General features: G+C 58.5%; 15 protein-coding genes. 4 read left to right on the top strand and 11 right to left on the bottom strand.

The window, feature by feature from the left end; all coding sequences use genetic code 11:
• Positions 1–313: 313 nt before the first annotated feature.
• Entirely contained in the window at positions 314–940 is a 627-nt protein-coding gene (locus tag OC445_RS18875; RefSeq protein ID WP_034128571.1) for a TetR/AcrR family transcriptional regulator, read from the bottom strand.
• Between the two features lie 122 nt (positions 941–1062).
• Between OC445_RS18875 and OC445_RS18870 the strand changes: the two genes are divergently transcribed.
• From OC445_RS18870 to OC445_RS18860, 3 genes are all read left to right on the top strand, one after another.
• Entirely contained in the window at positions 1063–2121 is a 1059-nt protein-coding gene (locus tag OC445_RS18870) for an MBL fold metallo-hydrolase (RefSeq protein ID WP_054896731.1), read from the top strand.
• 266 nt (positions 2122–2387) lie between these two features.
• The gene (locus OC445_RS18865) at positions 2388–2924 is read left to right on the top strand and encodes a hypothetical protein (protein ID WP_229999914.1); all 537 of its coding nucleotides are present in this window, start codon (positions 2388–2390) and stop codon (positions 2922–2924) included.
• A 144-nt stretch (positions 2925–3068) separates the two neighbouring features.
• Positions 3069–4604: an amidase family protein gene (locus OC445_RS18860; RefSeq protein ID WP_229999917.1), complete on the top strand. Its 1536-nt coding sequence runs from the start codon at positions 3069–3071 to the stop codon at positions 4602–4604.
• 110 nt (positions 4605–4714) lie between these two features.
• Here OC445_RS18860 and OC445_RS18855 read toward each other — a convergent pair whose 3' ends face one another.
• The 7 genes from OC445_RS18855 to argH all read right to left on the bottom strand — a co-directional run bounded on the left by OC445_RS18855 (position 4715) and on the right by argH (position 11628).
• A complete protein-coding gene (locus OC445_RS18855; protein WP_054896732.1) occupies positions 4715–5095 on the bottom strand; it encodes a helix-turn-helix domain-containing protein in 381 nt (126 codons plus the stop codon).
• A gap of 90 nt (positions 5096–5185) precedes the next feature.
• Positions 5186–6136: a hypothetical protein gene (locus OC445_RS18850; protein ID WP_054896733.1), complete on the bottom strand. Its 951-nt coding sequence runs from the start codon at positions 6134–6136 to the stop codon at positions 5186–5188.
• A 54-nt stretch (positions 6137–6190) separates the two neighbouring features.
• Entirely contained in the window at positions 6191–7360 is a 1170-nt protein-coding gene (locus OC445_RS18845; protein WP_054896734.1) for an MFS transporter, read from the bottom strand.
• A gap of 164 nt (positions 7361–7524) precedes the next feature.
• The gene (locus OC445_RS18840) at positions 7525–8346 is read right to left on the bottom strand and encodes an ABC transporter substrate-binding protein (RefSeq protein ID WP_262020285.1); all 822 of its coding nucleotides are present in this window, start codon (positions 8344–8346) and stop codon (positions 7525–7527) included.
• 25 nt (positions 8347–8371) lie between these two features.
• A complete protein-coding gene (locus tag OC445_RS18835; protein ID WP_003193648.1) occupies positions 8372–9136 on the bottom strand; it encodes an amino acid ABC transporter ATP-binding protein in 765 nt (254 codons plus the stop codon).
• Between the two features lie 24 nt (positions 9137–9160).
• Positions 9161–10039, bottom strand: a complete 879-nt coding sequence (locus tag OC445_RS18830; protein WP_019819278.1) for an amino acid ABC transporter permease — start codon at positions 10037–10039, stop codon at positions 9161–9163.
• Between the two features lie 161 nt (positions 10040–10200).
• Complete coding sequence (gene argH, locus OC445_RS18825) at positions 10201–11628, bottom strand: argininosuccinate lyase (RefSeq protein ID WP_057975150.1); 1428 nt, start codon at positions 11626–11628, stop codon at positions 10201–10203.
• Between the two features lie 193 nt (positions 11629–11821).
• Here argH and OC445_RS18820 point away from each other — a divergent pair, with 193 nt between their 5' ends.
• On the top strand, positions 11822–12781 hold the full coding sequence (locus tag OC445_RS18820; protein ID WP_057975151.1) for a LysR family transcriptional regulator: 960 nt from the start codon (positions 11822–11824) through the stop codon (positions 12779–12781).
• A 92-nt stretch (positions 12782–12873) separates the two neighbouring features.
• Here OC445_RS18820 and OC445_RS18815 read toward each other — a convergent pair whose 3' ends face one another.
• The 3 genes from OC445_RS18815 to OC445_RS18805 form a co-directional block, all read right to left on the bottom strand.
• Positions 12874–13521 carry an HAD-IB family hydrolase gene (locus OC445_RS18815; RefSeq protein WP_054918285.1) on the bottom strand — a complete coding sequence of 216 codons (648 nt, stop codon included), beginning with the start codon at positions 13519–13521 and terminating at the stop codon, positions 12874–12876.
• Positions 13522–13573: 52 nt separating this feature from the next.
• The gene (locus OC445_RS18810; protein WP_410055959.1) at positions 13574–13750 is read right to left on the bottom strand and encodes an HNH endonuclease; all 177 of its coding nucleotides are present in this window, start codon (positions 13748–13750) and stop codon (positions 13574–13576) included.
• A 67-nt stretch (positions 13751–13817) separates the two neighbouring features.
• Positions 13818–14182, bottom strand: a 365-nt coding sequence (locus tag OC445_RS18805) for a ribonucleotide-diphosphate reductase subunit beta (protein ID WP_081372198.1), incomplete at its 5' end; no start/stop codon positions are given.

Raw genomic sequence — 14182 nt, 5'->3', positions numbered from 1 at the left:
GGCATGCAAGCGTATGCGGGGTCCATGTATTTGCGCCTGACCCCGTAGGGCCCCTGGCCTTACGGTTGACTTGCTCATTGCCAGCTTCCTGATGCTGACAGAGGGGGGTAGAACAACGGTGTCAGAGTGATCAACCGACCTGGAAGTTCGCCCGTCAGGCAGGACTATTTTGACCAGGCGACCAATGGCGGCATTATGCTATTGCGGCAAGCCGGCGAATGAAGTTTCAGACGAGGTGTCATCAGACAACTCAGGCCGGATGGGCGGCCACGCAACGGGCGGAATACGCCAAAACGCTCTGCAATAACGCGCCTTAGTATGAGGGCGGAGTGCTGACTTCGTAGCCGGCCAGGAACAGGTCGATGGCTGATTCGATAACACCTGCCTGGGCGGCGGGGTCGAGGGTGGGCTGGCCGAGGGTAATCTGCGGCCAGAATGCAAAGGCCTTGAGCAGGCTTTGGATCTGGTGGGCGGCGAACCCCGGGTCGGTGCAGGTGAGGCGGCCGTCTTCCTGGGCGGCGCGCACCCATTGGGTAAAGCCTTCTTCTCGTGCGCTGAGGCGGTTGACCATGTCTTGAGCGCGTTCCGGCGAATGAATGGTGGCAGCAATGGCTACGCGTGCCAGGTCGAGGAAGTTGGCGTCCGACATCATCTGCATTTTCGCTTCCAGCAACGTGCGCAGTTGGTCGCGCAGCGGACGGTCGCTCGTATAGATCACGTCCAGCTGGGCAACGCTGCTGGCCCATAGTTGGTGGAGGATCTCGGCGAACAGTTCTTCCTTGCTGGGGAAATGGTTGTACACCGTGCGCTTGGAAACGCCAGCAGTTGCGGCGATTTTGTCCATGCTGGTGACCTCGAAGCCGTTCTCGCGAAATTCGGCAATCGCCGCAGCCACGATGGCTTCGCGTTTACGCTCGGTGAGGCGTTTGGGGGCAGTCATGGAAGGCATTCGACTCAACAATGAAATTACACCGGGCAGTTTACTTGCTCCGGATTTTGTTGCAATCTAGAAACTACACTGTGCAGTGTAATACTTGAGCGGACCGCCGGAGTCACATCGTCATGGCCACTATTTCAACCCGTCTCGACCCGGCGCCCTCGGCGCCCAAGCCTGCCGAGCAGGGCCTGGGGCACTTCAGCAACGACACTCCGGTGCAGCACGGTGGCTTGGGCAAGACCCTGCGCATTTTCTGGAACATGCTATTCAACAAGCCGCGCACGACACGGCCGGTGGGGCAGATTCCGGTACAGCCACTGACCCGCGAGCAGTTATTGGCCGCCCCTGATCACAGCGTGTATCGCCTCGGCCATTCAACCGTGCTGCTGAAACTGCGTGGTAAATTCTGGGTCACCGACCCTGTGTTTGCCGAACGCGCCTCGCCGTTCAGTTGGGCCGGCCCCAAGCGTTTTCATCAGCCGCCCATCAGTCTTGATGAGCTGCCAGCGCTGGAAGCGGTGATCCTTTCCCATAATCATTACGACCATCTCGACCGTAAAGCGGTGGTCCAATTGGCCGAAAAGACCCGCTACTTCCTGGCGCCCCTGGGCGTGGGTGACACGCTGGTCAAATGGGGCGTAGACGCCAGCAAAGTGCGCCAGCTGGAGTGGTGGCAGGGCATCGAAGTCGATGGCGTTCGTTTTGTCTGCACGCCGGCCCAGCACTTTTCAGGGCGCGGCCTGTTTGATGGCAACCAGACCCTGTGGTGCTCATGGGTAATGATCGACGCTACGCGACGTATATTTTTCAGTGGCGATACTGGCTATTTCGACGGTTTCAAACGCATCGGCGAGCAGTACGGGCCGTTCGACCTGACCCTGATGGAAACCGGCGCTTACAATGTCGATTGGCCCCATGTGCACATGCAGCCGGAGCAAACGCTGCAGGCGCATATCGATCTGAAAGGGCGCTGGCTTCTGCCGATTCACAACGGCACCTTCGATCTGGCCTTCCACGCCTGGCATGAGCCCTTCGACCGCATCATGGCCCTGGCCTGGGAGCGCAATATCTCGATCACCACTCCGGCGATGGGTCAGGCTTTTCGCTTGAACCAGCCTGAGCGCGGGCAAGCCTGGTGGCTGGAAGTGGAGCCTCAACCGGTCAACGAACACGCAGCAAGCTGAGCCGATGGCCCGCTTGGAAAAGAGTTTTTCAGCGAATTTCTGCTCTGCGACAAAGGTCAAATGAGAGTGCGATGATCCCGCGGGAATTTTATTTCCGGGAGGATGTTTCGATGGACAGCCACTGTAAGAAGCTTTGGAAAATAGGGGTGCCTTGTGCCCCAGCCCAACCGCTACCCCCGCCAATGAACGCCGCCGACGTACCTGCTTCACCCCCCCATGCTGCACCCACCTCTATTGTCTTTGGCACCGAACAGGCTGCGGGCGCCATGCTCATCCCAGGGTATAACGCCCTGGCGCCCCATCTACGGCCGGTGCGTGACCCCGCGCTATCACTTGTCGCCCTCAGCGGCGAGGATCCTACCGAACCGGTGATGGTAGAGGTACCGCTCGTGTTGAATAACACCACGTTCACCGCCACGCGGGCGTTGACGGGCTATCGGGTCGGGTATGTCGAGCGCTATGTGCAGGGCAATCACGTTGAACGGGTCGAACACAGTGAGGCCTTGCACCGAGTCTTCGACACCCTGCGCAGGGCCGGTGTCCAATGGGTAGCGGTGGACATGCAGCGCAGCGGCGACAATCAGCAGGCCTGTCGTGAAATCGATGAGCGGGTGGCAGGCCTTCGCCTGGATGCCTTGGTGTCGGAGGACCCCGAAGCCGCCTTTCATAACGCCTCGAGAAGCGGATACCCCACGGTGTGTGAAACCCTGGAGGATGGCTCCAGAGTCTGGTTTTACGGTGCACGCTGGGCAGGTGATCGTTTGGCGGCACTGGTACGCGCTTACCGCCAGCTACGGCCATAGACGTTATTGAAGACTACGTCGGGCTGGGAAGAGTAGGACGCAGCAGCAGGATTCGCCCGAAATAGTGATGGGGTGTCGGCTCTTAGACTGGTGCGGTGTTATCGACCGATAACGCTCACATCCAGTTAGACAGAGGGGAATTTCATGATCGGACCAGTTTCGGTAAGTGGATGGGCGACAGGCCTGCTTCAGGAACTTGCAAACCCTGTGCAAGGTTTCAAGAGTGCCTGCCAGATGTCATTGGAGATGGGCCAAGGTGGCGGCGTTACCTCAGAGTCACTGTTGAGGGACTCGCTCAAGCAGATTGCCAATATTGATCGTGGGCTACAGGGCGGCAATGCGTTTTTGGAAACCAACCCGGATGCTATGAGGGAGGCGAAGGCCCGCGACCAGGAACGTGCCAATGGCCGCGTACTCAAGCACTTGCATGGCGTGCCGATAGCGCTGAAGGATGTCTTCGAAACCAACGACCGCATGCAGACCAGTGCAGGTTCGAAGGCCTTGGTGGGCGCGCCGGCCACTAAAACCGCCAAGGTTGTCGACAATTTGTTGAAGCACGGGGTGGTGATTGTGGGGAAAACCAATATGAGTGAGCTGTCCAACTTTCGGTCACTATTACCTGTGGATGGCTGGAGCTCCCGAGGTGGCCAGACGCTGAACCCTCATCGACTCGGAGGGCCGGTGGCTGGGTCGAGTTCAGGTTCGGCAGTGGCGGTCGCCCAAGGGCATGTGCCTGTGGCACTGGGGTTGGAAACCAACGGATCGATCATCAGCCCCGCCGCCTACAACGGTGTGTTTGGCCTGAAAACAACGACGGGCCTGGTCAGTACCGAAGGCGTCATGACCAGCACTCGCATGGACGCGGTGGGGACTTTTACCCGCAATATCTGTGATGCGGCCGAAGCGCTTAACGCAATGACCGAGACCACTGCCTACACCAAGGGCCTGCAGTCCGACGCCTTGAAGGACAAGCGAATTGGCTATACCCCTTTACCCGAGTTGTCCGCTGAGGAGGCCAAGGACCCGGCCAAGCGAGCAGACCGCAAGCATTATGAGGCGGCGCTCGACGTGATGAAGGCCCAAGGGGCGATTCTGGTGCCGATGGCGCGGTTGGATGCTGGCGTCCCCGAACAAACCTATGTCGATTATAACAACGCGCTTTTCTCGGAGGTCAAGCAAGCGCTGGAAGGCTACCTGGCTGGGCGAGAAGGTTTGCCGGTCAAATCACTCTCTGAGCTGATTGCTTTTATCAACCGCACCCAGAAACCTGGTGAGCCTGACCAGAAACTGCTGGAAATGATCAATGGGGTGCAGACCAACCAGGAAGATCGCGATGCGCTGTGGAAAGCCATTCTTCCTATATTTCAGAACACCATTGATGACCCCATGAAGGAGCACAAGCTCGACGCCATGGTGTCGAACTTCCAGTCCCACAATTATTTTTTCAGCGCTGCGGCCGGGTACCCAGGCATATCCGTTCCGTCAGGCATGGATGAAGATGGCATGCCCACGGCACTTTACGTGTATGGCTCCGCCAACAGTGAAGCGACCTTGCTGTCAGTCGCCTATGGTTATGAACAAGCCTCACAGGCCATTCAAAAACCGGCTTTTCTCCCAGGTGCTCCCTTCACACCGACACCTGCCAGTACAGAGGACGTGGTTGAGACTACTGACACTTGAGTTTGAATCAGCCTCTGCAGACGGCTGCCTCGCAGAGGTTGTGCCAGGGTTCAATCGACCGCCACGGGTGCATTTGAAACTATTGAAGCGCCCGGAGAAACACCTGGGCTCTACGCACCATTGGGTTGAGGCGTTTGTGAGTCAATGGTTGCGGTGGTTGAACCCATCAACCGGGAAATGAGGCCTTGCGCAGAAGGTTGCGCTGCGGCGGTATCAAACCGCCGCGCACTCATCCCCCACCCCGGCGCGAACCCCGGGAAAAATACCAGCCCTTCGGCCTCCAGGCGAAACGCCAGGATCAAACGAGTTTCATCGTCCACGTCGCCGTGGCCTTCCAGTTTCTCAATTGCTTGCACCGCCACGCCAGCCTGGCGAGCCAGCTCTTCGCGGCTCCAGCCCAGCATCACGCGCGCCTGCGCGCAGTGTTTGGTGGTGAATTGATGCAAGACGATCTGTTGTTCTACGAAAGAACTCATTGCCAGAGAGGACATGGGGTTTCTCCAGGTTCGACAGGGGAGGCGCAACTATACTGTGTTTTTGTACAGTTGTTTCTACCGCTCATCCATTGGCGTTGCAACCCCTTATGATTCCAGCCCCGGCGCCTCGCGAATAATCAGGTGATCCAGGTTTTCGATCCTGGCGCTGAATACCCCGAACGTCTGCTCGGGTTTTTTCTGGCTGGGCACCTGCACAAGCTGCGGCGTGACCCCGTAGAAAAAGCAATACAGCGGCCGTTCGCTGCTGGCCGCCGCCTTGATCTGTTCCAGGAATGCCGTGCGCTTGCGGTAGTTTTCGATAAGCTTTTTGCTCAGGTAGACATTTACCGAATAGGGCTTCTTGTCGAGCCACACCTTCTTTTCGAAGTCGATGCGAAAGCTGCTGGTGTAGTCCTTGATGGTCTTGATCTTGCCCCAGTAAATCAAACCCTGGTTGTCTTGCAGGTATTCGATCTTCTTGAAGAATGCCCAGTAGGTCGCCGTGTGCTCACCGATCTTCAAGGGCATGGCCTTGAGCTTGTCCTTGTCATCGATGTTGGACACGTAGCACTCCACCGGGTGTGCGAATACGCTGGTTTTGTCCGGGATCGAGTCATTGCTGCCAGAAGAGGTGGTAGCGCGGTTTGCGGGCACTTTCGTCGGCTCCTGCAGGACGCTCCCAGCGGTGCCGACTACCGGCGTTCTAAGCTCGTACAGTCGCCGCGTCAGCACAAATTCCGATGGGAAATTTTCCTCACGCTCGTCGTCATTTTCACCCGTCGCAGGTTTATGGCTGCCGGCATAGCGGCAGCCGTCGATATGCCGCGTGCCGGGTTTGTTCTTGAAGTGCGGCGTGCGCTGGTAGTTGACGTTCTTGGCGTTGAAGGTACTCAACGCATTGGCGCTATCGAACGCCGCACGGCAGGCGTCGTTGGGGCACAGGAAGCTGTCTTTGTCGGAATCGAAGGCGGTAGTTTCATCGAAATTCAGATCTCGCACGTCGTAGATTGACAGCTTGTCGTCGAGACTCAGGCTGTAGGCCGTGTCGAATTTCATGGGGCTCGGGTCCGTCAGAGGTTTGGCTATTAATAGCCGGATCTTGCGTAAATATCAGCAAGAACCTGCCACGCGTCGCCCGCTCAAGAAACACAGGGTGCCACCCATGGCCGTGAGTGCGGCCAGGGCAAAGAACATGCTGGTGGGCGCCGCATTGATCAGCAGATAGCCACAAATCACCGGGCTCATGGCCCCGCCAAACGCGGCCAGGTTCTGTGCGCCGTAATAACTGCCGCGTAGTGCATCCGGCGCGATGGTGTCGATAAACAGAAACTCCGAGGGGTAGATGATCATCTCGCCCAGGGTGAACACGAACATTGCCAGGCACCAGGTCAGCAGACTGTGCGCCTGGCTGAAGCCGACCAACCCGGCAATAAACAGCAGGGTGCCCAGCACGATCCAATGGCGCAGTTGCTCGCGCTTGAGAAATCGGCCGATTTGGTACTGCATCAAAATCACGGTGATGGCGTTGCAGGCGAGCACCGCAGACAGAATTTTCAGTGCCTGGTCGGGTGTGTAGGCCACCAGCAAAAACTGCGACAGATAAAGGGTGTAGCGCCCATGGACGATGGTGCTCAACAGGCTGCCGCTGGTGAAGAGGATCAGCGTGCGGTCGCTGCGCAAGATGCGCAGGGTGCTGAGGAAACTCTGAGGCTTATGACTGTCGTCGCGCTGGGTCGGCGCAATGCCGATCATCAGGAACAGGCTGCCAAAGGCAATGGCGCTGGCGATCAAAAACGGTGCCCACGGCAATTGGCCGGCAATCACTACGCCCAACATCGGGCCCGTGGCATAGCCGACATTGGTCAGGGTGTAGCGCAGGGAAAACACCTTGGCGCGCTCACCCACCGGCAGGTTTTCGCTGATGATCGCCTTGGATCCGATCAGGAACAGCGCCGACGCGGCTTCAGTCACAACAAGGGTCAGCGTGGTGAGGTAGAGGTTGCTGGCAAAGGTCAGCAACAAAAAACCGATGGAGCTGGAGAGCATGGCCAGGATCAACAGCTTGCGCTTTTCCAGGCGGTCGATGATGTAGCCGCCGTACAAACCCAGGAGCGTGGCGATGAACACGGCGACCCCCATCAGCAGGCCGATGTCCTGCTGGTTGAGGCCCAGGCGCGTGCTCAGCCAGAGGGCCAGCAACGGGCTGGTCATGGCACGGCTGACCACGATGGTCACCGAGCAGATCATCAGGCGACGGATTACCAGGGAGTAGGTGGCCACGGTGGGGTGGGCTCCTTGTGATTCTTACCTACACGACTCAGATCACCAGCGAACGCAGATTGAGTGTGGGAGCTGGCTTGCCTGCGATAGCGGAGTAACAGCCAACATTGTTTTAGCTGACCCACCGTTTATCGCAGGCAAGCCAGCTCCCACATTCGATGGCGTTATTGGCCAGAGTTGATGGTGATTTTTTCTACCGCACCTTGTTCCAGATCCCACTTTTTCAAGATCTTGCCGTAAGTCCCGTCATCAATCATGCCCTGCAATGCCTCACTGATCGCCGTGACCAACTCGGTATTGCTCTTCTCAATCCCAAGCCCGGTGAATTGCTTGGAAATCGCCAGGCCCACCGGCTTGTACTTGCCTTTGTCCAGCGACATCAAATAAGGAATGGTCTCGCTGCCCTGCATCGCCGCATCCAGGCGGTTCTGCTGCAACTGCGCCCGGGCATCTGCCGAGCCTTCGGTGCCGATCACCACGATTGCCGGCTTACCCGCCGCTTCGCAGTTTGCCTTGCTCCAGGCGGTAATTTCAGACGGCCAGGTGGTGCGGCGGCTGGTGCCGACTTTTTTACCGCACAGGTCGGTCAATTCCTTGATCTCTTTGCGCTTGGCCAAAGTGTAGAGCTGCGGGCCGCTGGTGAAGTAGTCGATGAAGGTCACGGCTTTCTGGCGCTCGGCGGTATCGGTCATGCCCGACAGCACGATGTCCACGCGCTTGGTGGTCAGGCCGCTGAGCATCTGTTCGAAGCCGGTTTCCTGCCATTTGATCTTCACGCCCAGTCGCTCGGCCAGGGCGTTGCCCAGGTCGAAATCGAAACCGGTGAGTTTGTTGGTGGCCGGGTCCTTGAAGTCCATCGGCGGGTAGTTCGGCACGATGGCCGCGCTGATCTCACCCTTGTCCTTGATGGCTTGCGGCAAGGCCGCGAATACACACGAGGAGGCCATCAGGCCTGCAAGCAAGGTAGGGATAAATATCTTCTTCATAGGGGCGTTCTCGTTAGTTTTTTAGTTAAGTGCGAACGGCAGAAATAAAGCTTTGGGTACGCGGGTTTTGTGGGCTTATTAGAATGTCTTCCGGGCTGCCGGCTTCCACAATCTGGCCGGCGTCCATAAACACCATGCGGTTGGACACTTCGCGAGCGAAGCCCAATTCATGGGTGACCACGATCATGGTCATGCCGGTGGTGGCCAAATCGCGCATCACCGACAGCACTTCGCCTACCAGCTCCGGGTCGAGGGCTGAGGTGGGTTCGTCAAACAGCATCAACTTGGGGCGCATCGCCAAGGCCCGGGCAATTGCCACACGCTGTTGCTGGCCGCCGGACAACTCCACCGGGTAGGCATTGCGCTTGTCCGCCAGGCCAACGCGGGCCAGCAGTTCCAGCGCATCTTCGATGGCTTCCTTGGGCGAGCGCTTGAGCACCTGGCACGGGCCTTCGATGATGTTTTGCAACACAGTCATGTGCGGGAACAAATTGAACCGCTGGAACACCATGCCGGTGGCCAGGCGCTGGCGGGCGATCTGCGCTTCGTTCATCTCGTGCAGCTTGTTGCCGACCACTCGATAACCAACCAATTCGCCATCGACCCACAGGCCGCCCTTGTCGATCTTTTCCAGCTGATTGACGCAACGCAGCAGGGTACTTTTGCCCGAGCCGGACGGGCCGATGATGCACATCACCTCGCCTTGCTCGACCTCTATATTGATGTCACGCAGGGCGTGATACTGGTCGTAATACTTGTTCAGGTTGACAGCCTTGACGATGCTTCTCATGGGGCAAATCTCCTCAACCCAGGCTTACGAACGCTTGCCGGCGCCGCGGGCAAAACGACGCTCGAGGCGGCTTTGACCGAATGAAAGAACAGTCACCACCGCTAGGTACCAGATGCCCGCCACAATCAGCAGCTCCATCACCCGGGCGTTGGCGTAGTAGATGTTTTGCGCGTTGTGCAACAGCTCCGAGTACTGGATGACACTGGCCAGGCTGGTCATTTTCACCATGCTGATGAACTCGTTGCCTACGGGCGGGATGATCACGCGCATCGCCTGCGGCAGAATGATCCTGCGCAGCGCCTGCAGGCTCGGCATGCCGATGGACTTGGCCGCCTCGTATTGGCCGGTGTCCACCGACAGCAAGCCGGCACGCACCACTTCAGCGGTATAGGCGCCCTGGTTGATGCTCAAGCCGAGCAGGGCGGCCACGAAGGGCGTCATCAGGTCGACGGTGTCGATGCTGAACAGGCCCGGAATCGCGATCACCGGGAAGATCAACGCCAGGTTGAACCATAACAGCAGCTGCAAAATCAGCGGTGTACCGCGAAACAACCAGGTGTAGGTGATGGCCACGTAACGCAGGATCGGGTTGGCCGACATGCGCATGATCGCCGTGATCACTCCGATCACTACGCCCAATGCCATCGCCAGGATCGACATGACGATGGTGTTCACCAGGCCCCAGAGGATGGCTTGCGACGTAAGGAACTGGCCAATGTAGGACCATTCGATCTGGCCATTGGCAAACGCGCGCAACAGCGCCGCCAACACAATCACGATCAGGGTGGCAAAAAACATCCGCCCGTAATAGCGCCGCGGCACGTGCTCGTACTGGGTGATATCGAACTGGTTTTCGGACAACTTGCGCTCGGCTTCCAAGCGCTCGGCCGGGGTTTGGTTCATGCTGCTACTCCAAAATTTATTCTTGATGCGTGATCGTTCCCACGCTCCGCGTGGGAACGCCGCCTCGGACGCTCCGCGTCCCGCCGTTGGCGCGTAACGTGACGACGCGGAGCGTCACGGGATGCATTCCCACGCAGTGCGTGGGAACGATCGTCACCGGCTTAAATCCGAAATCCTTGATAACTTTCAGTCCACTTTTGCTGAGCCGCCAACGCCATCTTCAACCGTCCAATCTGCTCCTTCACCCGCTCCGGCGCCGTCCCACCCCACCCACTACGCGCCGCAATCGCCGCCTCCAGGGTCAGGCAGTCGCGCACGTCCGGGGTGAGTCGCCCATCCACCTCGGCCAACATCGCCGGTGAGGCTTGCCACAACTCAATCTCATGCTGCTCACAGGCCTGCACCAGCGCGCCGGTAATCTCGTGGGCCTCCTTGAACGGCACACCACGGGTGGCCAGCCAGTCCGCCACCTCAGTCGCCAAGGTAAAGCCCATTGGCGCCTGGCGCCGCAACTCCTCTACCTGCACCTTCATGGTCGCCACCATGCCGGTCATCGCCGGCAATACCAGCAGCAAGGTGTCCACGCTATCCAACACGCAGTGCTTGTCTTCACTCAAATCGCGGTTGTACGACAGCGGCAACGACTTGAGCGTCGACATCAGCCCGGTCAGGTTGCCGATCAAACGCCCGGCCTTGCCCCGCGCCAATTCGGCAATGTCCGGGTTCTTTTTCTGCGGCATGATCGAACTGCCGGTGGCGTAGGCATCGTCCAGCACTACCCAGCGAAACTGGCGCGACGACCACAGGCAAAACTCCTCCGACAGCCGCGAAATATTCACCCCGAGCATGCCGGCCACAAACAGGAACTCCGCCACATGGTCACGGCTGGCGACGGCGTCTATGGAGTTTTCGCATGGCCCGGTGTAACCCATTTCCCTGGCCGAGTGCTCTGGCTGACGCGCTATCGCCGAACCTGCCATAGCGGCCGCGCCCAACGGCGACAGGGCCGTACGCGCATCCCAATCCACCAGGCGCTGCACATCGCGCAGCATCGACTGCGCGTGGGCCAGCAAGTGATGGGCAAACACAATGGGTTGCGCCTGCTGCAAATGGGTGAAGCCCGGGCAGATGCTCTGCACATGTTGCTCGGCCTGCTCAACCAGCGCCTGCTGCAAACCCAGCACCTCGTTGGCGATGGTGCGCGCATGGTCGCGCAGGAACAGGCGCAGATCATTGGCCGTCTGGTCATTGCGCGAGCGTCCGGCACGCAACTTGCCGCCCAGGGCGCCCAGGCGCTCGGTCAATACGCGTTCGATAAAGGTGTGTACGTCCTCGTCATCCAGGGTGGGATGCAGGCGCCCGGCGGCAAAATCCTCACCGATGCGGTCCAGGGCCTCGAGGGTACGCAAAGTCTCCGACTCATCCAGCAACCCAGCGCGCTGCAACTCACGGGCATGGGCGCAGGAGCCGGCCAGGTCGTAGGGCGTCAGGCGAAAATAGCGCTCAGGGCAACGCGACAACGCGGCCAACGCCGCAGACGGACCGGTCTTGAAACGAGCGCCCCAAAGGCGGTCGGTGGGCTGGGACATGGGTATTCCTCACGCTTGTTTTTAGAAGAGTCGGAGGCAGTTTCAACAGACGTTTATCGGTGTAGAACCGGCATCTGACGCGCCGTATTCAAGGTTGCCAAGGGCGGATGTTTATGTTCATTATCGCCGCCTGGCTATGTTCAAGGATTGGGTTCAAGCCTGTTGAATATGGCACTCGAGGTCAACGCGCATTATGGAAACCCCACTTTCCACTTCTGGAAACCTGCCGCCAAAACCCGGCACACGAGCACCGCTGCAACTGAGTGGGCTGGACTTCAAATTGCTGCGGGTATTTATGGCCGTGGTCGAAGCCGGCGGCTTCAGTGCTGCGCAAAACGAGCTGAACGTGGGCCTGGCGGCCATCAGCAAACAGATCTCCGACCTGGAGATTCGCATCGGCATGCGCCTGTGCACACGGGGCCGCGAAGGGTTCGGGCTGACCGAAGAAGGCAAGTTGGTGTATCAAGCATCCATCGAGTTATTTACCTCAGTGGACAGTTTTCGCGACAAGCTTAGTTCGGCGCAAAACGAACTGATCGGCGACCTGAGTGTGGGCGTTATTGATAACACCGTCTCTGATGTCAATTCCCCGCTGATTACCGCTCTGGGCAACTTACATCGCCAATCGCCAAAAATAAGATTGCGCCTACACGCCTCTCAATTGGACGAAGTTGAACGCGGAGTAGTGGAAGGGCGCCTGGTCGCCGGCATCGTCCCGGTGTACCAACGCCGTGAAGAATTCGACTACTTCCCGCTCTACGAAGAAAAGGCCCACGGCTACTGCGCCGTAGGGCATCCCTTGTTCACTGCGAGCGACATCACCCCCGATGCGCTTCGCCAATACGAAGTGGTGAACCATCGGTATGCGATCCATCGCGACAAGGCCAACTTCGTCGGCCACGACAGCCAGTCCGCCTCGGCTTCACAAGTGGAAGCCGTCGCCATCCTGATCCTCACCGGCCGCTTCCTGGGCTTTCTGCCAGAACACTACGCCACGCCACTGGTGAGGGAAGGGCGCCTGCGCGCACTGTGCCCACAGCAGGTTCATTTAAGCACCGCGTTCAACCTGATCCTGCGCCACAACGCGCCGAGAAGCCCGATGGTAAAAGCCTTTGCCACAGCGCTGGGTGTAGACCTGAAGACGTCGGCCTAAGCCTCAACAAAGCTCAAATGTGGGAGCTGTCGAGCCCCAGCGAGGCTGCGATGGGATCGCCTCGGTCTCCCCGCCAACCTCATCCCCCCGCATCACCGCTGCAACCGAGCTCGCTTTTTCTTCTTCGCATGAAAATGCCGAAAATGCGCATCCTGCGCCGCCGCCAGCAACTCTCGATCCCCGCGCGTATCACCCCAGGCCCTGAGCCGATACTCCCCCAGGTCGCCATAAACCGCTTCAAGGCGCAGCACCTTGTTCTCACAACGGCAATTATTCCCGGTGAGTTTGCCGGTCAGCACCCCATCCACCACCTCAAGTTCAGTGCCGATCAAACGAATGCCAAGCCGGTCGGCAAACGGCTGCAACACCAACGCCGGCGACGCCGAACACAGCGTCACCACCGCCCCGGACTTCACCTCATCCGCCACTGACTGCAACCCGCTCGGGCGCATCAGCTTGCTCCAGCGCGCCTGGCAATATTCCTGCGCTTGCTGCTCAACCCAAGCCTTCTCCACCCCGGTCATAAAGGTGCGAATCAACTGCGCCTTCAACTCATCCCGGCTGATCTGCCGCACCAAAAACCGCAACCCCGGCACCGCCAGCTTGACCATCCGGCCATAAAACTCACCGGGGCCAAAGGCAAACTTGAGGAAGGGCACGAAACTGTCGTGGTGGGTGAGGGTGCCGTCGAAGTCAAAGACGGAAAGTACTTTGGCGTCTGCGGGGCCGGCTTCGAGCATGTCTGGGTTCACGGGTTGGCCTCGGTCCTATCTAATAGTTTTTAAGCATGCATCAGCTGTGACAGCAGGAGTCTACTCCCGTGCCAATCTTCCGATCTTGGCGTAAATCTCTTCGGTAAAACCGGTGACAACGCTGATGGCAATTGGGGCACAAGGCTACAGCATTGAGGGGGCGATCCGAACCCTTCCGGGCCAGGTGTTTGAGGTGATGTACTTCAAGAAATAGCAAATTCCTTTTTTACCGACGAAAAAAAAGCCCTGAACATGCCAGGGCTTCCTTTAGTGCTTAGTCCGGATCAATCCCAGCTCAGCGCGCCGCCGGTCTGATACTCGATCACACGGGTCTCGAAGAAGTTCTTCTCTTTCTTCAAGTCCATGATCTCGCTCATCCACGGGAACGGGTTAGTCGTGCCTGGGTACTCTTCCTTCAAGCCGATCTGCGACAGGCGACGGTTAGCGATGAACTTCAGATAGTCTTCCATCATCGCCGCATTCATGCCCAACACCCCACGAGGCATGGTATCCCGCGCATATTCGATCTCCAGCTGCGTACCTTGCAGGATCATCTGGGTCGCTTCTTCTTTCATCTCGGCATCCCACAAGTGCGGGTTTTCGATTTTGATCTGGTTGATCACGTCGATACCGAAGTTCAGGTGCATCG

Source organism: Pseudomonas sp. Pse35, from assembly GCF_024519715.1.
GTDB lineage: Bacteria > Pseudomonadota > Gammaproteobacteria > Pseudomonadales > Pseudomonadaceae > Aquipseudomonas > Aquipseudomonas paracarnis.
This window is presented reverse-complemented; position numbering and strand designations above follow the sequence as displayed.